This is a genomic window from Arthrobacter globiformis (assembly GCF_030818015.1).
Classification (GTDB): Bacteria; Actinomycetota; Actinomycetes; order Actinomycetales; family Micrococcaceae; genus Arthrobacter; species Arthrobacter globiformis_C.
The window spans coordinates 4,853,386-4,872,607 of the sequence record NZ_JAUSZX010000001.1 but is presented as its reverse complement, the minus strand read 5'-3'; the positions used below and the strand labels follow the sequence as shown (position 1 = coordinate 4,872,607).

Sequence of the window (19,222 nt, the reverse complement as noted above, 5' to 3'; positions counted from 1 at the left end):
ACCGGTGCCGGCCGTGGACATCAATTTCGATCAGCCGATCTTCGTCATCTCGGTGGCCGCCGAGCTCGCCGACATGCACCCGCAGACACTCCGCCAGTACGACCGGCTAGGCATCGTCTCGCCCAGCCGGGCGCCGGGCAAGTCCCGCCGCTACTCCCAGCGGGACGTGAACCGGCTCCGTGAGGTGCAGCGACTGTCCCATGAGGGCGTCTCGCTCGAGGGCATCAAGCGCATCCTGGAGCTCGAAAACCAGGTTGCTGCCCTGCAGCACCGGGTGAGCGAACTGACCGAGGAACTGGGCCGCCGTCGTGAGCTGTTGGAGTCCCGGATCTTTGCCGCCGGCACCGCCGGTGACGTGGTGAGCCTGGCGCGCGGCCAGCGCCCCCGGCCCCGTTCGCAGGCCGTGGTGGTGTGGCGGCCACGCGGCGACGCCTAGCCAACCCCGTATAGCCCGCCCCGTATGGCCTTCCCCATTGCCAGAATCAGGTGCAGTGCCAGAATAGGGTGCAGCGCCGGAACGGGGTCATCAGCCGCAAGGCCGCGGAACCGGCTCCCGGGCAGAAGGGACGCAGGGTCATGACCTACATCAAGGACTTTGACCAGCTGGGACGCAGCGACCTGGACGAGGCAGGCGGCAAGGGCGCCAACCTCGGCGAGCTGGCCCGGACCGGTTTTCCGGTGCCGCCGGGCTTCGTGCTCACCACGGCGGCCTACCAGGACTTCGTCAACGCCAACGGGATCGCCGGGCGCATCCTTGAGCTCGCCGCCCTCCCCGCCGGCGCTTCCAACGACGACTATGACGCCGCCGCCGGACAGATCCGCGCCCTGTTCGCCGAGAGCACGATGCCCGAGGAGATAGGCGGCGAACTCCGCGCGGCCTACGGGCGGCTGAGCCACCAGACGGCGGCCGGAGCAGGCGACGAGGCCCGCGTGGAGTCCAGCGGCGATCACGTCGCGCGAGTGGCGGTGCGCTCCTCAGCCACCGCCGAAGACCTCGCCTCGGCCAGCTTCGCCGGCCAGCAGGACACCTACCTGAACGTCTCCGGGCCCGACTCCGTCGTCGCCGCCGTCATCGACTGCTGGGCGTCACTGTGGAATGCCCGCGCCATGGCATACCGCTCACGGAACGGCTTCGACCCGGCCACCGTGCGCCTCGCCGTGGTGATCCAGGGGATGGTCGACGCCGGGGCCGCCGGCGTGCTGTTCACCGCCAACCCCGCCACCGGACGCCGCGACCAAGTGGTGATCAGCGCCGCCTGGGGGCTGGGCGAATCCGTGGTCAGCGGGGCCGTCACCACGGACGATGTCGTAGTGGATGCCGCGACCGGCCGCGTGGAGCAACGCCGGACGGCGGACAAGGAGGTCATGACTGTCTATGACGAAACAGGCACCAGGGAGCAGCCGGTCCCCGAAGAGAAGCGCCGGGAGCCCGTGCTCGACGACGACGCAGCGGCCGCGCTGGCCCGCCAGGGAACGGCCATAGCGAAGCACTTCGGCGTGCCCCAGGACATCGAGTGGGCGCAGGCGGCAGGGGACTTCTTCATTCTGCAGGCCCGTCCCATCACCGCCCTGGCCGAGCCCTCGGCCGACGCCCCCACGGAGTGGCCGCTGCCCTATCCGAACGGGATGTACTTCCGGGCCAGCATCGTTGAGCAGTTGCCGGACCCGTTGTCGCCCCTGTTCGCCGACCTCATCGACGGCGCTGTGGTGCGGTCGCTGAACGCCCTGCTGAACGAGGCATTCGGCAAGAGTGTGGTGCGGCCCGGGGACGTTTCGCTGCCCACCGTCAACGGCTACGCGTATTACTACTACAACAACGCCGGAATGCGGCGGGTCATGGGCAAGTCGCTGACGGCGATGCGCGCGCTCGCCCAAGGCAAGGCCCACATGGGAATCAAGGGCTGGCGCGACCACTCGCACCCGAAGTACCGCGGACTCGTGAAGTTCTGGGCGGCCAAGCCGCCGGTGGACCGTCCGGCTGCCGAACTGCTGGAGGGCATTTCGACGCTGCTGGACGCCGGCGCCGCGTACTACACGGCGGTGCAGTCCATCATCCCCATCGCCGCAACCAGCGAGATCATGTTTCGGAGCTACTACGACAAGCTCGTCCGGCGGCCCGGCGACCCGTCCGCGGAGGTCTTCCTCCTCGGTTACGACAGCGAACCCATCCGCGCGGAGAAATCCCTGTACGACCTTGCCGTGTGGACCCGCGAAAGGCCGCAGCTTGCCTCGGCCATCACGGAAGGATCAGCGGCCGGCATCGCAGAAGCTCTCCGCAGCGGCAAAGCCCCTGCGGGCGTCGCCGGGAACGTGGACCAGGAAGATTGGGACCAGTGGCGTTCCCGCCTCCAGCGGCATCTGGACCGCTACGGGCATGCCGTCTACAACCTGGACTTCATCAACCCCGTGCCTGCCGATGATCCCTCCGCGCTGCTGGAGACCCTGAGGTACTTCGTGCGGGGGCAGGGAAAGGATCCGCACGAGCGCCAGCAGCGGTCCGCCGACCGGCGGGAAGAGCAGAGCCGGCTGGTCAGCGCCAGACTCGGGCCGCGCCGTCGGGCCTTCTTCCGCAGGCTGCTGCACTGGGCCCAGAAGGCGGCGCCCGTTCGTGAGGACGCACTGGCCGACGTCGGACTGGCCTGGCCGCTGATGCGCCGGATGCTGCTGGAACTGGGGGAGCGGCTCACGGCCTCGGGCGTCATCGCCGCGCCGTCCGACATCTTCTGGCTCCGCCTCGACGAACTCCGCAACGCCATCGACTTCGGGCTGGCCACCCCCGGCGCGGCCATCACCGGCACCGACCGGCCGGTGATGGCAGACGCCGTTGAACAGCGCAAGATGCTGTGGCGGGGCCAGCGGAAAGCCGCGGCCCCGCAACTGCTGCCCGAGAGCCGCTGGATGGAGCGGGCATTTGGCAGCATGATGCCCGCCCGTTCGGTGCAGCAGGCCGGGGACGTCATCACCGGCGTTGGCGCAAGCTCCGGGCAGGTGAGCGCGCCGGCCCGGCTGCTGCACGGCCCCGACGACTTCGCCAGCATGCAGCCCGGCGAGGTGCTGGTGGCACGGATGACCACCCCCGCATGGACACCGCTGTTTGCCATGGCGTCCGGCGTCGTCACGGATGTTGGCGGACCGCTGAGCCACAGCTCGATCGTCGCCCGGGAGTACGGCATACCCGCCGTCCTTGGAACGGGCGTGGCCACCCAACGGGTTTCCAGCGGACAGCACGTGAGGGTCGACGGTGACGCCGGCACCGTGACGCTCGACGGTTCCGGAACCCTCGAAGGTACCGGGCAACGCTGACGGCACTCACCGGCAAAATGTCAGTCCCCCCTGTCATGCTGTGGGTATGGATGGCAGGGCAGTTGTGGAGACGTGGGAGGGCATTGAGTCCTGCGTTGCTGTGTTGGCTGGTTTTGTCCGCGGGGCCGCCGGGACTGACGGTGCTGTTCCTCTTGCGGATGTGGATCCTGCTGCGGCCGATCCGCTTCGGGATCGGGCGGATGCGTGTTTGGACGGTTTGTCTGAGTTGGGCAGGTTGGAGGCCCGGCTGGCGGCTCTGAAAGTCCGTTTGGCCGCGGGGTATTCCACCCTTGACGAGGCCTTGGCGATACCGGCCAGTTCGCCGCAGGAGGGCAGCGCGCGGGAAATGTCCGTGACCGCTGAGGTCGCGGGTGCCCTGACCGTGAGCGAACGCAGTGCCGGTGCCCTGCTGTGCGAGGCGCAAACCCTGACCACCGAGCGGCCGATGACGCTTACCGCGCCGGGGTCAGGGAGGATTTCGTTTCAGCACGCGCGGATCATGTGTGACGAAACAGCCAACCTGGAGCCCGCCGCGGCCGCGGTCCTGGAAGCCCATTTCCTCGACCGGAACGCTCCGGGGTACGCGCGCGGATGCTTTGCCGGGGAACTGGTGCCGGGCAGGTTCCGGGCCAAGGCGCGTGCCTGGCGGGAGCGGCACCACCCAGTAAGCATCGAGGCCCGCCACCGCCGCTGTGCCACCGATCGGCGGCTGGAGTACGCTCCGGACCGTGACGGCATGGCCTGGCTGTCGGCGTATCTGCCCGCGGACCAGGCTGCCGGGATCTGGGACCGGGCCACCGCCGCCGCCCGTGCCCTGCAGGGCCCGTCCGAGTCCCGGACCTTGACCCAGCTTCGGACTGATGTGGCCGCTGGATGGCTGCTCACGCCCGCCCAGGGGGTTGACGGAGCGGCTTCCGGCTCTGTGCAGGCCGGTGTTGTGCCGACACCGGTAGCCCAGGTCCTGGTCACTGTTCCGGTGTTCTCGCTGTTCGGCCTGACCGAGGAGCCGGCCATACTGGATGGGCATGGGCCGATCCCGCCGTCGATGGCCCGCCGGCTCGTGGCCGAAGGCGGCACGTCGTTCCTTCGGGTACTGACCGACCCGCGGGATGGTGCGCCGCTGGAGATCGGGCGCAGCAGCTACAGGATTCCGAAGGCTATGCGCCAATGGCTGTGGCTGAGGGACGGACGGTGCACGTTCCCCGGCTGCAACAACCACTCCCTGGACAACGACGCCGACCACCTTCTGGCCTGGGCCGACGGCGGCGGCACCGGCGTCGCCAACCTTGGCCAGCCCTGCCCGAAGCACCACCGCCTCAAACACACCACAGCGTGGAGACCGGTCGGCGCGACCCGTGACAGCCCGCCCGGCTGGATCTCACCCACCGGTCGGTCCTACCCCAGCGAACAACAGGACTGGGAACAACCCCACTGGCCCGGCAACCTCGACCCCGGCAACCTCGAACCCGACAGCCTCGAGGGACGTGACGCGTCATTGCCGGAGGACCTGGACGACCCGCTGCCTTTGGATCCCTGGCCCGACTGGTCCACACCCGCGGCCGCCTAAGGGCGCGTCTCCATATTCCGACGCGCCCAATCTGCGATTCGGAGCCGGGTCCCACCGTCCACGGAACGCTACGGCGTCAGCGTCCGGATCGGGGAGCCGTCCAGCCACGCAGTGACGTCCTCGAACGCGCCGCCGAAGAAGGCCCGGTAGCTTTCCTGTGTGACGTAGCCCAGATGGGGCGTCAGGAGTGTTCGGGGCGCGGCCAGCAGCTGATGCCCTGCCGGAAGGGGTTCCTGGTCGAATACGTCGATCGCGGCGCCACGGATCCAACCCTCTTGGAGGGCGGTAACCAGAGCCTGCTGGTCCACCAGCGGGCCGCGGGCGGTGTTGACCAGGACGCCGTCGGGGCCGAGGAGCTGCAGCTCCCGTTCTCCTACTGTCCCCTCCGAACGCGGCGACAGGCGCAGGTGCAGGGACACGACGTCGGACTCTGTGAAGAGTTCTTCCCTGCTGACTCTGCGGGCGTCGGCCGCCGCGGCGGTTTCCTCCGTTAGATTCTGGCTCCAGGCCAGCACGTCCATCCCGAAGGCGCGGCCGTAGGCGGCGATGCGCTTCCCGATCTTTCCCAGCCCGACGATTCCCAGGGTCTTCCCGGACAGCTCGAACCCGAGGCCTGTCTGCCAGTGGCCGGAGCGCAAAGAGGCCCCTTCCGCGGCTAGGTTCCGGGCGAAAGCCAGCAGCAGTGCCCACGTCAGTTCCGGCGCGGCCGTGGGTGAGCCGCCGGTTCCGCACACCACTACGTCGTGGTCGGCTGCCGCCTGCAGATCGATGGCCGCATTGGCGGCGCCGGTGGTCACGAGCAGTTTCAGCTGCGGCAGCTGCCCGATGACGCTGCGGGGAAACGGCGTCCGCTCCCGCATGGCGATGACGATGTCAAAGTCCGCGAGGGCCGCCGCGGTTTCGGTCTCCGAACCAAAATGCGCGCCGAACACCGTGACGGCGACGCCCCGCTGCGCCAGGGAGCTCCATGGTGCGAAGTCCTCCGCGACTCCTTGATAGTCGTCCAGAATGGCTAGCCGGTACTGGTTCATGGCTTTACGGTATCGGACGGTTGCGGCGGTCAGGGCCGGCGGGCCTGGCCGGCCCTGCCGGGAATCCGGGTGCGGCCCGTGCCGGCGATGTGCCTCCGGGCGCGCCGGAAGACCGTCACGCCGTCGCCTTGCAGAAACAGCACACGCCCGCGACCGCCGTCCTGGATGAGCCAGATGACGCTGCCGTCCGGGGCCCGCATGTCGACGCAGCCAGCGGCGACCGTGCGCCCGTTGCGGCGGATCTCTACCTCGTCAGCCGGGGAGAGCGTTGCCCAGTTGGCTACTTGTTCGCGGGCGGGCCACGGTGAACGGGCTTGGATATTGGGGGCGCAAACGGTCATGGGTGGTCCTTTCAAAGTGACACGGGCCGGTGTGCGGATCCCGATGGATCCGGACACCGGCCCGTGGCGTGGTTAGCGGCGAGAGCCGCTCAGTGGCGCAGGGTCAGGCGCTGGCCTTGACGGCGAGCACCGGGCAGGCTGCCTCCAGCAAGATCTGCTGTGCCGTGCTGCCCATGATCAGCTTCCCCACGGGCGTGCGGCGCCGGAGGCCGATCACGATCAGCTCGGCACGGTATTTCTCCGCGGCCTCCAGCACCTCATTGGCTGCATCATTGCCGCGGACCGGTTGCAGCACCAGGTGGTCGATCCCTTCCTGCTCCAGCCGTTCCGTCACCTCGTTGATGTCCGCAGCCTGGGCGTACCGCTTGTCCACGATGGCGTCTCCCCGGGACGAGTTGATGATGACTAGCCGGCTTTGGCTCTTGTGTGCCTCGGTGATGGCGCGGTCCAGGGCTGCGGTGCCCTCGGCCGTGGGGACGTAGCCGACGATGATGCTCACGGGTTCTCCTGTCCGTGGTTGGCGTGGGTGGCGTCCGCCCGGCGGCGGCCGGTGGCTTCGTCATCCGCGGGTTCCTGGGCCGGAACAGCAGGCCCCGAAACAGCGGGGCTGTCAGCGCGAACGCCCTCAACAAGAGGTCCCTCAACAGCAGGGCCGCCGGCGATGGCCAGCCCGGCGGGCCGCGGCCGCAGGCGGCGCCAGAGCTTGGCCGCCAGAGGCCAGACCAGGACCAGGGCCACGATGATGTAGACCACGACGGCGATCGGCTCGCTCCAGAGGCCGGACGGGTCGCCCGCGCTCAGCTGCAGTGCCTGGCGGAGTTGCTTTTCGAGGCGCGGTCCCAGGATCACGCCGAGGATGAGCGGCAGGACGGGCAGCCCGTAACGGCGCATCATGAAGCCGAGTGCGCCCAGGACCATCAGGATCACCAGGTCGAACGCCTGCAGGTTCACCGAGTAGGCACCCAGCGTGGCAAAGAACAGGATGCCGGCGTACAGGTAGGGGCGCGGGAGCCGGAGCAGCTTTGCCCAGACCGGGGCCAAGGGAAGGTTGACCAGCAGCAGCAGGAAGTTGCCGATGAACAGGCTGGCGATCAGCGCCCAGACCAGGGGGCCCTCATTCTTGAACAGCAGCGGTCCGGGCTGGATCCCGAACTGCGTGAAGGCGGCCAGCATGACGGCGGCGGTGGCGTTCGTCGGCAGGCCGAGGGCCAGCATGGGGGTCAGCGTGCCTGCCGCGGCGGCGTTGTTGGCAGCCTCCGGCCCGGCAACGCCTTCGATGGCGCCCTTGCCGAATTCCTCGGGGTGCTTGGACAGCCGCTTCTCTGTGACATACGAGAGGAAGGTGGGGATTTCGGCGCCGCCGGCGGGCAGCGCTCCGAACGGGAAGCCGAAGGCAGTGCCGCGCAGCCAGGGCTTCCAGGACCGCTTCCAGTCCTTCTTGCCCATCCACGGAGTGCCAACCGGGATGATCTGCAGCGGTGTGCGGCGCAGGTGCGCCGCCACCCAGAGGGCTTCGCCGACGGCGAAGATCGCGACGGCGACCACCACGACGTCGAGGCCGTCGGCCAGCAGCGGCAGGCCGAAGGTGAGGCGGGCCTGGCCTGAGACGAAGTCGAGCCCGACGAGGCCGATGGCCAGGCCGAGGCCCAAGGACGCGAAGCCGCGGAGCCGCGACGAACCCAGGACGGCGGTGACGGCCAGCAGGGCCAGGACCATGATGGCGAAGTAGCTCGGCGCGCCGAGGCTGACCGCAAACTGGACCACGATCGGTGCGAAAACCACCAGGAGGGTGGTGCCGATGGTACCGGCGATGAACGAGCCGATGGCCGCCGTCGCCAGGGCCTGGGCGGCCCTTCCGGCTTTGGCCATCTTGTTGCCCTCGATCGCGGTGATCACCGAGGACGATTCGCCGGGGGTGTTGAGCAGGATCGACGTCGTGGAACCGCCGTACATGCCGCCGTAGTAGATGCCGGCGAACATGATGAACGCGCTGGTCGGTTCCAGGACGGTGGCCACCGGGAGCAGCAGCGCCACGGTCATGGCCGGGCCGATGCCGGGCAGGACGCCGACGGCGGTGCCCAGGATGACGCCGATCAGGGCGTACAGGAGGTTCATGGGAGTCAGCGCCGTCGCGAACCCGGCCATGAGTGAGGACAGGATGTCCATCTAGAGAATCCCTTCAAGGAGCCCGGCCGGAAGGGCGATGCCCAGGCCGAGGTAGAAGCCGTAGAAGGTCAGGAGCGCCAGGGCCAGGGAGATGAGTCCGTCGCGGACGTAGTGGCGGCTTCCGAGCGCCCAGACGCTGCCCCAGAAGAGCACCGTTCCGGAGATGACCCAGCCGGCCCAGTCGATCAGCAGGATGTTGGCGATGAAGGCGCCGGCCAGCGGGAGGACGGTCTTCCAGTCGGCCGGGTGGGTCAGGTCGACGTCCTCGCCGGCCTCGGCCTCGCCGCGGCCGCCGCGTACAACGTTCACTGCCAGCATCACCGCGCAGATGAGCAGGAGCGCCCCCACGACGATGGGCAGCGTCTTGGGGCCTAGCGGATCCGACTGGGAGTAGGGCACAACCAGGCGCGCTGCGTCGAGGAGGACCAAGGCGCCGGCCGCCCCGAGCAGGGCAGCGACGCCCAGCTCGGAGCGGCCTTTAAGGCGGGAGGACAAGGAGGTCACGCCAGGCCGAGCTTCGTCAGAACGTCGGCAACGCGCTTGTCCTGGTCGGTGAGGAACGACTTGAATTCGTCACCGGTGATGAAGGCGTCGGTCCAGCCGCGCGTCTTCAGCGTCTCCTTCCAGGCTGCCGATTCGTGCATCTTCTCCAGGGTGGCGATCAGGGCGTCGCGGTCGGCGTCGCTGATGCCGGGAGGGGCCACGATGCCGCGCCAGTTGGTGAACACCAGGTCGATGTTGGATTCCTTGAGCGTGGGGGCGTCTACTCCTTCAAGCCGCTTTTCGCCGCTGGTCGCCAGGACGCGGATGTCGCCGGACTGGATCTGCTGGATGTATTCGCCGGCTCCGGAAGCCGCGAAACCGAGCTTGTTGCCGATGATGGCCGGGAGCAGGTCGCCGCCGCCGTCGTAGGAAACGAAGTTGACCTTCTTGGCGTCGATGCCCACAGCACCTGCGAGCTGCATGGGCAGAAGGTGGTCCGGGCCGCCGGCCGAGGAGCCGCCGCCGACGCTGACCTTGGACGGGTCCTTCTTCCACGCGGTGACAAGGTCGTCGATGGTCTTGTACGGGGAGTCCTTGGAGACCATGATGGCGCCGGGCTCTTCGATGAGGCGGGCCAACGGGGTGGTCTGGGTCAGCTTCGACTCGGACTTGTTGGTGTAGCTTGCGCCAACGACGCCAAGGCCCATGAGCATGGTCAGGTCGCCGTTGCCTTTTTCGTTGACGATACGGGCCAGCCCCACGGTGCCGCCGGCGCCGGCGAGGTTGAAGACCTCAGGGTTCGTGGCCAGCTTCTCATCTTCGAGAACCTTTGCCGCGGCGCGGGCCGTGGTGTCGTAGCCGCCACCGGGGGTGTTCGGCACCATGATGCGAAGTCCGGCAAGGGGGGCAGTGCTGGCTCCGCTCGTGGAGGGGCCGGCGGCAGTCTTGCCGGTTGCTCCGCAGCCTGACGCCATCAGGGCGATGCCTGCCGCCACTGCCGCCACGCGCAATGCGCTCAATCCGCGCATATTGTTCCTCTTCTCGTTTGATCCGTTGATCGGGGTGCTTCCGATGCTAGGGCCGAACGTGACGGGGCTCACTCTTGTGTAAGCAGAGAAAGTTAAGTTCATTTCGTTCACGTTTCCGCTCTCCAACAGGGCAACAAACGAATGGGTAGGCCCGGTACCGTGTCCGGTATAGTTCACCCCACCCACGGACCCACAGGAAGAACAGCAGCACATGACTCGACGGCGAGGAATGTCCCTTGCGGGGCAATATCTTCGGCTGCAGCTCCTGATTGTGCTGGCCGTGCTGGTGGCCGTGGTGGCGATCTCGCTGGCCCAGTCGGCGGCAGCCTTTGAAAGGGTCGAGGGCCGTCTTTCGCTCTCGGCAGCCGAGACGCTGGCGGCCAACCCTGCAGTCCGTACCCTGCTGCCGGATGCCCAGCCCCAGGGCAACTCCGTGCTCCCCTCGGTGTCAGAGGCGGTGCGGACGATTTCGGGATCCTCCCAGGTGGCCCTGGCCCGGGCCGACCGGACGGTGGTGACGTCATCGGACCCGTCCCAGGAGGGCCGCCAGCTGGAACTGGGCGACAGCGCGGTGATGTCCGGGCGGGCCTGGACCGGCGTGGTCGGAACCGGAACCGGGGAAGCGGTCGCCGCGCATGTGCCGGTGCTGGACGACGCCGGAAAAATGGTCGGAATTGCCGTGGTCGGCAGGAACTACCCGTCGGTGCTGGAGCGGCTGGGCGAGGCGGTCCCGAACCTGCTGACGTATCTGGGTGTGGCGAGTGTCCTGGGCGTGGCAGGCTCGCTCCTGCTGGCCCGCCGCGTTAAGCGCCAGACGCTGGGCATGGAGCCGGGCGAGATCACCGGCCTCGTGGAGAACCGGGAGGCGATGCTGCACGGGCTCAAGGAGGGCGTGGTGGCGCTGGATCCGCAGCAGCGCATTACGGTGGTCAACGACAGTGCGCGGAGCCTGCTGAACCTGCCGCACGACTGCGTGGGCAAGGACCTGGGCAGCCTTGCAGTGCCGGCGGCGCTGCGCGAGGTCCTCACCGAGGACCAGCCAGGCTCGGATCGGCTGGTCCTGGTGGGGGAGAAGCTGCTGGTCCTGAACCGGATGCCGATGCGCTCGCACGGACGGGTGATCGGCTCGGTCACCACCCTGCGCGACCGGACGGAACTGGCGTCCCTGGAGCGCGAGCTGGGCACGACGCGGACGGCCACCGACACCCTCCGGGCGCAGGCACACGAGTTCGCCAACCAGCTGCACACGATCTCGGGCCTGATCCAGATCGGCGAGTATGACGCGGTTGTCCAGTTCGTCAACGGCACGACATCGAACCGGACCCGCCTGAACGACGACGTGACCAGCAGGATCGAGGACCCCGCCCTCGCCGCGCTGCTCATTGCCAAGTCGAGCCTCGCCGCCGAGCGCGGGGTGTCCCTGCAGCTCGCGGAGGAATCCCGGCTGGGCAAGGTGGATGAGGAACTGTCCCGTGACCTGACCACGGTGGTGGGCAACCTGGTGGACAACGCGCTCGACGCCGTCACCAACACCTCCGAAGCGAAGGTCGTGGTCCTTATCGGAGAGGACGACGGCGGCGTGCGGGTTGACGTGCGGGACTCGGGACCGGGGGTCCCGGCGGAGGTCATGGACGACATTTTCCGGCAGGGGTTCAGTACCAAGAACTCGCCCGACGGCGGCCGCGGCTACGGCTTGGCGCTCGCCAGGGTGGTCTGCCAGCGGCGCGGCGGGCGGCTCACGGTGCGGAACGACCACGGTGCGGTGTTTACAGCACTGCTGATGCGTAAAACTGCTGACGCGTAAGGGAGAGCAGCTTTGATCAAGGTACTTATCGTCGACGACGACTTCATGGTGGCCAAAGTCCACGCCGGCTTTATCCAGCGCACGCCGGGGTTCGATGTCGTCGGGGTGGCGCATACGGGCGCACAGGCGGTGCTGGAGACCGAACGGCTGCAGCCGGACCTGGTTCTGCTGGACATCCACCTCCCCGACGTCAACGGCCTGGACCTGATGCACCAGCTGCGGGATGTGGCGCCCGAGTTGGACGTGCTGGTGATCAGTGCTGCGCGCGAGGTGGAGACCGTGCGGAAGGCGCTTCGTGGCGGAATCGTGCACTACCTGATCAAACCGTTTTCCCAGACCGACCTGCAGGAGCGGCTGGAGCACTACCGGAACACCTACCAAAGCCTCGACTCGTCCAAGGATGTGGCGGAGCAGTCGGACGTCAACCGCGTGTTTGGGCTCGAACGCGCGGACCGTCCCTTGCCGAAAGGCTGCAGCGCCGAGACGCTCCAGATGGTGGAGAAGGCGCTGCGCGCCGGTGGCGGCGACGTGTCGGCCGCGGAACTGGCTGTGCAGGTGGGGACGTCGCGCGTCAGCGCGCGGCGCTATCTGGAGTACCTCAACGACGAGGGTTTGGTGGACGTGACACTCAAGTACGGCGTCGGACGCCCCGAGCGGCGATATGCGTGGAAGGCCGGGTGAGCGGCGCGGCGATTTGGGATGCCCGTTATTTAGGGCCGCGCCCTGATGGCTTCAATGCCCTGTAGCGCGCTGACGGTTACGGCGTCAACGTCCATCGTGCCATCAACGCTTACCACCAGGGCGCGCCGGCCGTAGCGTTCGATGACGGGCTCCGTTTCCTGCCGGTACAGCTCCAGCCGGTGGCGGATAACGTCCTCAGTGTCATCGCTTCGCCCCTCGGCCTCGGAGCGGAGCAGCAGCCGCCGCACGATCTCGTCGTCGTGGGCGGTAATTTCCACCACGGCATCGAGTCTGGTCCCGGCCGCGTCCAGGATGTCGTCGAGGTCGTCCATCTGGCTCACGTTGCGCGGATAGCCGTCCAGTAGGAAGCCGTTCCTCGCGTCCCGTTCCTGCAGCCGCTCCCGCAGCATGGCGGTGGTGAGATTGTCCGGAACAAGGTTGCCGGCGTCGAGGACTTCCTTGATTTCCCGGCCCAGGGGCGAGCCGTTGGCCAGATGGCTGCGGAACATGTCCCCGGTCGAGATCTCGGGGATGTGCAGCTGTCCGCTGAGCCGGTGCGCCTGGGTGCCTTTGCCTGAGCCGGGCGGGCCGATGAGCAGGATGCGGGTCATGCTTTTGGTCCGATCTGCCGAGAAAGCACGCTAGGGCCCATTCTTCCGCCCGCCTCCTCCTGCCGCAATGGATCGGTACTCAGGTACTTCCGGGTGTTCACAACGGCGGTGGCGGCTCCTAGGCTGGGACCCACCAACCCACCGGCCAAGGAGCTCATATGACCACGTCGAGACCATCATGACCACCCTGCCGGACCGGCCCAACACCGCCCTGATGGTGCTTGATATGCAGAAGGGGGTCGTGGCCGAAGCACACCAGCGGGACGCAGTGGTGTCTAACATCGCCGCGCTCGTGGACAGGGCCCGCGAAGCCGGGGTCCCGGTCGTCTGGGTCCAGCACTCCGACGACCGGTTGGAGAAGGGGAGCGAGGCCTGGGAGTACGTGCCCGAGCTGAGGCGCCGCGAGCAGGAACCGGTGGTGCACAAGTCGTTCAGCGACGCCTTCGACAACACCGATCTGGAGCAGGTGCTGGCAGCCGCGGCGGTGGGCCGGCTGATGGTCGCCGGAGCGCAGACGGACGAATGCATCAGGTCCACAATCCATGGGGCGTTCGTCCGCGGTTACGACGTGACGCTGGTCGGCGACGCCCACACCACGGAGGATCTGACCGAATGGGGTGCCCCTCCGCCGGACCAGGTCATAGCCCACACGAACCTCTACTGGAAATACCATGGAGGGCCCGGCCGGACGGCTACGGTGGCAGAGACAAGGGACGTCACCTTCGGGAGCTGAACGGGATAGATGCCGAGCGCCGGGTGCCGGTCATATGCCGGCGGCGCGCTCCTCCAGGAGCTCCCGCGTGCGCTGGTTCCTGGCCAGTCCGGCCGCCGCCAGGAATTCCAAGCGCGCCTCCCCGGTCCGCCCAAGCCGGACCAGCAGTTCCCCGCGGACGCTGGGCAGCAGGTGCGTTCCGCGCAGGGCCCCTCCGGAGGCGAGGCCATCCACGATTGCCAGCGCGGCCGCCGGTCCGGTGGCCATGGATACCGCCACGGCCCTGTTCAGTTCCACCACGGGGCTGGGAGCGATCCTGCCCAGCGCCTCGTAGAGCAGCACGATGCGCTGCCAGTCAGTGTCGTCAACGCTTGGCGCCATTGAGTGGCATTCGGCGATCGCGGCCTGCAGCGCGTAGTTGCCGCGGCCCCGGCCCAGCCCGTCGCAGCGGCGCAGGGCGGCACGGCCCCGGCCGATCTGCGCCCGGTCCCACCGGGTCCGGTCCTGGTCCGCCAGCAGGACTGGAGACCCATCGGGAGTGGTGCGGGCGGGGAAGCGGGACGCCTGGAACTCCATCAGGGCCACCAGCCCGTGGGCCTCGGGTTCGCGGGGGACCAGCCCGGCCAGGATGCGCCCGATCCGCAGGGCCTCGTGGGCCAGGTCGGGCCGGATCCACGCATCTCCCGTGGTGGCGGCGTACCCTTCCGTGAACATCAGATAGACGACGCCGAGGACGGCTCCCAGCCGGGCGCCCCACTCGTTGGGCTCGGGAACCTCGAAAGGGACCCGGGCCGCCGCCAGCGTTTTCTTGGCCCGCACGATGCGCTGCTGCATGGTGGCGACGGGAACGAGGAACAGCCTTGCGATCTCCTCGGTGGTGAGGCCGCCCACCACCCGCAGCGTTAGCGCCATCTGGGCCTCCCGGGAGAGGACAGGGTGGCAGGCGGTGAACACGAGCCTGAGCACGCCGTCCTCCAGCGGAACCCAGGCCACGCCGTCGTCGTCTTCCAGGTCCCGGGCTATCGCCCGGTACCTCTCTTCGAGCCGCTCGGACCGGCGCCAGGCGTCGATGGCCTTGCGCTTGGCGACGGCGGTGAGCCAGGCGGCAGGATTGTCCGGTGTCCCGGATTCCGGCCACTGGACCAGGGCTTCCGCCAAGGCTTCCTGGGCCAGATCCTCGGCGAAGCCAACGTCCCGGGTGGCCCGGGCGAGGGCGGCGACGATGTGGGCACCCTCGATGCGCCACAGGGCATCAACGCGACGCCGGACCGCAGTCACATCCCCTTCGCTCACAGCCCGTTCGTTCACCGCCCCTTCGTTCACAACCTGCTCCGTTCCTGTCAGGTGTTTTCGGCTCCCTCAGTGGTCGGTCAGCCGGCTCAAGGCTGGTTCAGCTCCTGGCGCCACACCGCTTCCTTCTTGATGTATTCGTTGTCCGCAAAGTCGGCGAAGTCGTCGGCCTCAGCAATCCGGCGGACCTCAAGTTTCGATCCGGGACCAAGCGGACAGCGGCTGGCCCACTCCTTCGCCTCCTCTTTGGAGGCCACCTGGACAATCCAAAAGCCGTTGAACAGCTCATGCGTTTCGCCGTAGGGGCCGTCCGTCACCACGGGCGGTTCTTCGGAGAAATCGACCACGAAGGCCGAGCCCTCGGACAGGTCGGTCAGGCCCTCGCCGGCGAGCATGACGCCGGCCTTAATGAGCTGTTCGTTGTAGGCGCCCATCTGGTTGAGGATCTCCTCGAACGGAACCTGCTTCGACGCTTCGATGGCTTCGTCCGTGGCGCGCATGATGAACATGTACTTCATGGTTCTCTCCTTGCCTCGACGTGGACGCCGTGTGCGTCCGTCTACTATCCCGTCGAACGGGTCTTGCGGAAATCGACAGGCCGCCTGAAATTTTTTTGCGGGCGGGCTTTGGCGGCGCGGGCGGAGTCAGGCAGGCCACATTGATCCCTCGGTTCAGGCGGCGCTTCAGGCGGTGCCGAAGGGGTTGTCGATGGCGAACTTCCATCCCTCGCGTCCTTTGCGCAGGACGTCTGCTGTTGTGCCGTGGAGGTCCACGTTGCTGCCATCGGCCGCGGTGCCCCTAATGGCCCATTCGGCGATCGCGAGGGCAATGTCGCCGAGGACGTAGACATGGCGGGTAGTCATCCTGATGGGCAGCCCCGCCTGCAGGAACCCCATCATGGCGTTGACGCTGTCTTCGCCCGTTGTGGGCATACCCGGCTGGGGAACAAACACCGCATCCGGCTCGAAGAATTCCAGCATTCCGTCGACGTCCCTGGCATTAAAGCGCGCGGCCCACGCCATGTGCATGGCATGCGGATCCGTAATTCCCACGGTGCCCTCCCTCCCCAGGACTCCTGCCGGTCTGAGGTGGGCAATCTATCAGCAGCCGGGTGTGGAAGCTAGAGGCAAAGCTGCAGGCTGCCGGACGCGCCTTAGCCGCGTCGGCGGACCTCAATCTGGCCGTCGTTCACACGGGCTTCGTAGCTCGGCTGGGGAGTGGTTGCCGGCCCACGGACTATGTGGCCGTCCCCGAGCCGGAAGGTGCTGCCGTGCCAGGGGCATGTGACGCAGCCTTCGGCGAACGTTCCCTCCTCGAGCGGACCTCCCATGTGGCTGCACACGCTGTCCAGGGCCAGGACCTCGGACCCGGAGCGGTAGAGCAGGGCCGAGACTTTGCCCGCGTCCACTTTCCGGTGCTGCCCGTCCGCGAGCTCGGACTCGGCCATGACGGGCGTCCACTCCCTGGGGCCTGTCCTGCCTGCGGTCTTGTTGACGTTGACCGCGTTGCCGAAGCTGAGGTGGCCGCCGAGGAAGCCGCCAAACATCAGTACCCCGAAGCCAGCGAGCCCAAGAGCCTTTCCGGTGGTCCGGCTGCCGGAGGCCCGGGCCACGGCCGAGGACGAGAACAGGCAGAGCGCCGATCCGTTGGCAAGCGCGTGGACCAGCCCCACCCGGCGTGACTTTCCCTGTGTGTCGGACCAGTCGTTGAGGCCGGCGGCTGCGGTTGGAACGGCTGTTGCTATTCCGACGGCGACCAGGATGTCAGCGGCTTGCTCGGAGGCGGGCCCTCCCACGGTGTCCAGGACAGTTGCCATGGTCCAGGCCCCGATGGGGAAGTCCGTCAGGACCGGATGCAGCGGATGACCCAGTAACGTGCCGCTGAGGGTGTTGCGGACCGGCCGCGGCTGCACGGCCTTTCCAACGGCCTTGGAGATGGCGGAAGCCACCCCGTCCAGCCGGTCGAAGTGTTCAATGGCATCAACCAACGCATGCAATGGGTTCACGGCGGACTCCTTGGGCCTGGCAGTCAGGACAGGTGGTGCACCAAAGTGTGCATCCCCGTGGACCCGATGACAAGGTGGTGGCAGGTCAGTCTCCGGTAACGTACTTTCACATGCCGCTGTCATTACTCCGAATATCCCGCGACCCCGCTGCCCCGGTTTCCGAGGGGCTGGTAAGGCCGGTCATGTCGGGCATAGTGACGGCGCTTGTCGGCTTCACCTCGACCTTCGCCGTGGTTCTTTCCGGCCTCCGGGCCGTGGGGGCAAACCCGCAGCAGGCGTCGAGCGGCCTTCTGGCCCTCTGCCTGGTGGTGGGCGCGGGCGTCGTTCTCCTCGCCTGGCGGAGCCGGCTTCCGGTAACCCTCGCCTGGTCAACGCCGGGGGCCGCCCTGCTGGCCGTGGCCGGAGTTCCCGACGGCGGATGGGCCGCCGCCGTCGGCGCCTTTCTGGTGACCGGGGTTCTGATCGCTGTGACGGGGATGGTCCGCCCTTTGGGCAGGCTCATCAGCAGCATCCCCACGCCCTTGGCCCAAGCCATGCTGGCGGGGGTTCTGCTGCCTTTGTGCCTCGCCCCCGTGGAGGCGCTGCAGGCCGCTCCGCTGCTGGTGGTTCCGGTGCTGCTCTGCTGGCTGGTGCTGTCATGGTTCGCGCCGCGCTGGTCGGTGCCCGGCGCGCTGGCCGTGGCGCTCGCCGGCATCGTGGTCCAGCTGGTTGTTGAAGGACGGGTTCTGCCGGCGGACGGCCTGCTGCCGGCGGTGGCGTGGTCCACGCCTTCCTGGTCGCTGGGCGCAGTGGCGGGCATCGCCCTACCGCTGTACATCGTCACCATGGCATCCCAGAACGTTCCCGGAGTGGCGGTGCTGGGGTCCTTCGGTTACCAGGCGCCATGGCGTGCCTCCATGCTGGTCACCGGTGCCGGCACGTTGCTGGCCGCGCCGTTCGGCGGCCACGCCATCAACCTTGCCGCGCTCAGCGCCGCTTTGGCCGCCGGGGAGGAAGCAGGCGCAGACCGCGGCCGGCGCTGGGTGGCAGGCTTCGTGTCAGGCCTGGCCTACCTCCTCCTGGGCGCCTTCTCCGCCGGGCTCGCCGCGCTGGTGGCTGCGGCTCCGCCGGGGGTGCTGGAAGCCGTCGCCGGACTCGCCCTGCTGGGCACGCTCGCAGGCTCAGCCGCCTCGGCGCTGGCAGATCCGGGCGAGCGCACGGGCGCCGTCGTGACCTTCCTCGTGGCCGCATCAGGACTGAGCTTCATGGGCATCGGGGCAGCGTTCTGGGCACTGCTGGCAGGGCTCCTGGTCCGGGAGGTCCTCAAGGACCGGAACAAGCCGCACGGCAAAGCAGCGGGTTAGCTGCCAGCGGCCCGCTGTGTTCTGTGTTCCGCGGCCGGGTAGACGCCAAGAATCCATACCTCGGTGGTGAAGAAGTCCAGCTCCTCCAGAGCCAGCTTGAGCGGCAGGTCCTCGGGGTGCCCCTCGACATCTGCCATGAACATGGTTGCCGCAAACTCGTTGCCCACCATATAGCTTTCAAGCCGGGTCATGTTTACGCCGTTCGTGGCGAAGCCGCCCAGGGCCTTGTAGAGCGCGGAGGGGACGTTCCGCACACGGAACACGAAGCTGGTGACTGCCGGTCCGGGCAGGGCTTCCCGGGCAGGCAATTCCGTCTCCCTGCCCAGGACCACAAAGCGGGTGGTGTTGGAGGGGTCGTCCTCCACCGCGGAGGCCAGAACCTCAAGGCCGTAGAGCTCGGCGGCCAACGGCGGCGCGAGGGACAGCTTGGTGGGGTCGTTCCACTCGCGCACCTCGCGGGCCGACCCGGCGGTATCACCGGCGATCACGGGTTTGAGCCCGGCCTCACGAATCAGCTTCCGGCACTGGCCCAGGGCGTGAATGTGGCTGTGGACCTCGGTAGCCCCCTCGATGGTGCTGCCGGGGATGCCGAGCAGGTCGAAGTGGATGGGCAGGAAGAACTCTCCCACGATCTGCAGGCCCGAGTGAGGCAGCAGCAGATGGATGTCCGCCACCCGGCCGGCGATGGAGTTTTCGATCGGGATCATGGCCAGATCCGTCTCACCGCTGGACACCAGCTCGAAGGCGTCCTCGAAGCTGGCGCAGGGAATGCTCTCCAGACCGGGGTACATCTGCTTACACGCTATATCTGAGTTGGCGCCGGGCTCACCCTGGAACGCAATTCTCTGGGCCATGCT

19 protein-coding genes are annotated in these 19,222 nt (G+C 68.0%); 7 read left to right on the top strand and 12 right to left on the bottom strand.

Annotated elements, in window-relative coordinates:
- Nucleotides 1-13: 13 nt before the first annotated feature.
- The 3 genes from QFZ23_RS22740 to QFZ23_RS22730 all read left to right on the top strand — a co-directional run bounded on the left by QFZ23_RS22740 (nt 14) and on the right by QFZ23_RS22730 (nt 4,870).
- A complete protein-coding gene (locus tag QFZ23_RS22740) occupies nt 14-436 on the top strand; it encodes a heat shock protein transcriptional repressor HspR (RefSeq protein ID WP_306926468.1) in 423 nt (140 codons plus the stop codon).
- Nucleotides 437-576: 140 nt separating this feature from the next.
- On the top strand, nt 577-3,303 hold the full coding sequence (locus QFZ23_RS22735; protein WP_306926466.1) for a PEP/pyruvate-binding domain-containing protein: 2,727 nt from the start codon (nt 577-579) through the stop codon (nt 3,301-3,303).
- A gap of 46 nt (nt 3,304-3,349) precedes the next feature.
- On the top strand, nt 3,350-4,870 hold the full coding sequence (locus tag QFZ23_RS22730; RefSeq protein ID WP_306926464.1) for an HNH endonuclease signature motif containing protein: 1,521 nt from the start codon (nt 3,350-3,352) through the stop codon (nt 4,868-4,870).
- A gap of 68 nt (nt 4,871-4,938) precedes the next feature.
- Here QFZ23_RS22730 and QFZ23_RS22725 read toward each other — a convergent pair whose 3' ends face one another.
- From QFZ23_RS22725 to QFZ23_RS22700, 6 genes are all read right to left on the bottom strand, one after another.
- Complete coding sequence (locus QFZ23_RS22725; RefSeq protein WP_306926462.1) at nt 4,939-5,901, bottom strand: D-2-hydroxyacid dehydrogenase family protein; 963 nt, start codon at nt 5,899-5,901, stop codon at nt 4,939-4,941.
- A 29-nt stretch (nt 5,902-5,930) separates the two neighbouring features.
- Nucleotides 5,931-6,242 carry a hypothetical protein gene (locus QFZ23_RS22720; RefSeq protein WP_306926460.1) on the bottom strand — a complete coding sequence of 104 codons (312 nt, stop codon included), beginning with the start codon at nt 6,240-6,242 and terminating at the stop codon, nt 5,931-5,933.
- Nucleotides 6,243-6,345: 103 nt separating this feature from the next.
- Entirely contained in the window at nt 6,346-6,741 is a 396-nt protein-coding gene (locus QFZ23_RS22715) for a universal stress protein (RefSeq protein ID WP_306926459.1), read from the bottom strand.
- Entirely contained in the window at nt 6,738-8,408 is a 1,671-nt protein-coding gene (locus QFZ23_RS22710) for a tripartite tricarboxylate transporter permease (RefSeq protein WP_306926456.1), read from the bottom strand. Before QFZ23_RS22710 ends, QFZ23_RS22715 begins: the two co-directional genes overlap by 4 nt.
- Nucleotides 8,409-8,912: a tripartite tricarboxylate transporter TctB family protein gene (locus QFZ23_RS22705; protein WP_306926454.1), complete on the bottom strand. Its 504-nt coding sequence runs from the start codon at nt 8,910-8,912 to the stop codon at nt 8,409-8,411.
- Nucleotides 8,909-9,919: a Bug family tripartite tricarboxylate transporter substrate binding protein gene (locus QFZ23_RS22700; protein WP_306926452.1), complete on the bottom strand. Its 1,011-nt coding sequence runs from the start codon at nt 9,917-9,919 to the stop codon at nt 8,909-8,911. The genes QFZ23_RS22705 and QFZ23_RS22700 overlap by 4 nt, the downstream gene beginning before the upstream one ends.
- 229 nt (nt 9,920-10,148) lie before the next feature.
- On the opposite strand from QFZ23_RS22700, the gene QFZ23_RS22695 reads away from it, so the two are divergent.
- Nucleotides 10,149-11,723, top strand: coding sequence for a sensor histidine kinase (locus QFZ23_RS22695; RefSeq protein ID WP_306926977.1), 1,575 nt, complete (start codon nt 10,149-10,151; stop codon nt 11,721-11,723).
- Between the two features lie 12 nt (nt 11,724-11,735).
- Entirely contained in the window at nt 11,736-12,404 is a 669-nt protein-coding gene (locus QFZ23_RS22690; protein WP_306926450.1) for a response regulator, read from the top strand.
- Nucleotides 12,405-12,433: 29 nt separating this feature from the next.
- On the opposite strand, the gene QFZ23_RS22685 is transcribed toward QFZ23_RS22690, so the two are convergent.
- Complete coding sequence (locus QFZ23_RS22685; protein ID WP_306926448.1) at nt 12,434-13,015, bottom strand: adenylate kinase; 582 nt, start codon at nt 13,013-13,015, stop codon at nt 12,434-12,436.
- 178 nt (nt 13,016-13,193) lie between these two features.
- Here QFZ23_RS22685 and QFZ23_RS22680 point away from each other — a divergent pair, with 178 nt between their 5' ends.
- On the top strand, nt 13,194-13,748 hold the full coding sequence (locus QFZ23_RS22680) for a cysteine hydrolase family protein (RefSeq protein WP_306926447.1): 555 nt from the start codon (nt 13,194-13,196) through the stop codon (nt 13,746-13,748).
- Between the two features lie 30 nt (nt 13,749-13,778).
- Here QFZ23_RS22680 and QFZ23_RS22675 read toward each other — a convergent pair whose 3' ends face one another.
- The 4 genes from QFZ23_RS22675 to QFZ23_RS22660 form a co-directional block, all read right to left on the bottom strand.
- The gene (locus QFZ23_RS22675; protein WP_373427914.1) at nt 13,779-15,050 is read right to left on the bottom strand and encodes an RNA polymerase sigma factor; all 1,272 of its coding nucleotides are present in this window, start codon (nt 15,048-15,050) and stop codon (nt 13,779-13,781) included.
- Between the two features lie 56 nt (nt 15,051-15,106).
- Entirely contained in the window at nt 15,107-15,535 is a 429-nt protein-coding gene (locus QFZ23_RS22670) for a YciI family protein (RefSeq protein ID WP_076799765.1), read from the bottom strand.
- A gap of 165 nt (nt 15,536-15,700) precedes the next feature.
- Complete coding sequence (locus tag QFZ23_RS22665; RefSeq protein WP_306926442.1) at nt 15,701-16,069, bottom strand: YybH family protein; 369 nt, start codon at nt 16,067-16,069, stop codon at nt 15,701-15,703.
- Between the two features lie 101 nt (nt 16,070-16,170).
- Nucleotides 16,171-17,022: a Rieske (2Fe-2S) protein gene (locus tag QFZ23_RS22660; RefSeq protein ID WP_306926440.1), complete on the bottom strand. Its 852-nt coding sequence runs from the start codon at nt 17,020-17,022 to the stop codon at nt 16,171-16,173.
- A 182-nt stretch (nt 17,023-17,204) separates the two neighbouring features.
- On the opposite strand from QFZ23_RS22660, the gene QFZ23_RS22655 reads away from it, so the two are divergent.
- Nucleotides 17,205-18,365: a benzoate/H(+) symporter BenE family transporter gene (locus tag QFZ23_RS22655; protein ID WP_306926439.1), complete on the top strand. Its 1,161-nt coding sequence runs from the start codon at nt 17,205-17,207 to the stop codon at nt 18,363-18,365.
- On the opposite strand, the gene QFZ23_RS22650 is transcribed toward QFZ23_RS22655, so the two are convergent.
- On the bottom strand, nt 18,362-19,219 hold the full coding sequence (locus tag QFZ23_RS22650; protein ID WP_306926436.1) for a prephenate dehydratase: 858 nt from the start codon (nt 19,217-19,219) through the stop codon (nt 18,362-18,364). The genes QFZ23_RS22655 and QFZ23_RS22650 overlap by 4 nt on opposite strands.
- Nucleotides 19,220-19,222 lie beyond the last annotated feature (3 nt).

Excerpts from the sequence above, each read along its gene's own strand:
- QFZ23_RS22650 (WP_306926436.1), bottom strand. The coding sequence starts at position 19,219 with ATGGCCCAGAGAATTGCGTTCCAGGGTGAGCCCGGCGCCAACTCAGAT.
- QFZ23_RS22720 (WP_306926460.1), bottom strand. The coding sequence starts at position 6,242 with ATGACCGTTTGCGCCCCCAATATCCAAGCCCGTTCACCGTGGCCCGCC.
- QFZ23_RS22725 (WP_306926462.1), bottom strand. The coding sequence starts at position 5,901 with ATGAACCAGTACCGGCTAGCCATTCTGGACGACTATCAAGGAGTCGCG.
- QFZ23_RS22685 (WP_306926448.1), bottom strand. The coding sequence starts at position 13,015 with ATGACCCGCATCCTGCTCATCGGCCCGCCCGGCTCAGGCAAAGGCACC.
- QFZ23_RS22700 (WP_306926452.1), bottom strand. The coding sequence starts at position 9,919 with ATGCGCGGATTGAGCGCATTGCGCGTGGCGGCAGTGGCGGCAGGCATC.
- QFZ23_RS22735 (WP_306926466.1), top strand. The coding sequence starts at position 577 with ATGACCTACATCAAGGACTTTGACCAGCTGGGACGCAGCGACCTGGAC.
- QFZ23_RS22695 (WP_306926977.1), top strand. The coding sequence starts at position 10,149 with ATGTCCCTTGCGGGGCAATATCTTCGGCTGCAGCTCCTGATTGTGCTG.
- QFZ23_RS22655 (WP_306926439.1), top strand. The coding sequence starts at position 17,205 with ATGTCGGGCATAGTGACGGCGCTTGTCGGCTTCACCTCGACCTTCGCC.
- QFZ23_RS22710 (WP_306926456.1), bottom strand. The coding sequence starts at position 8,408 with ATGGACATCCTGTCCTCACTCATGGCCGGGTTCGCGACGGCGCTGACT.
- QFZ23_RS22680 (WP_306926447.1), top strand. The coding sequence starts at position 13,194 with ATGACCACCCTGCCGGACCGGCCCAACACCGCCCTGATGGTGCTTGAT.
- QFZ23_RS22670 (WP_076799765.1), bottom strand. The coding sequence starts at position 15,535 with ATGAAGTACATGTTCATCATGCGCGCCACGGACGAAGCCATCGAAGCG.
- QFZ23_RS22730 (WP_306926464.1), top strand. The coding sequence starts at position 3,350 with ATGGATGGCAGGGCAGTTGTGGAGACGTGGGAGGGCATTGAGTCCTGC.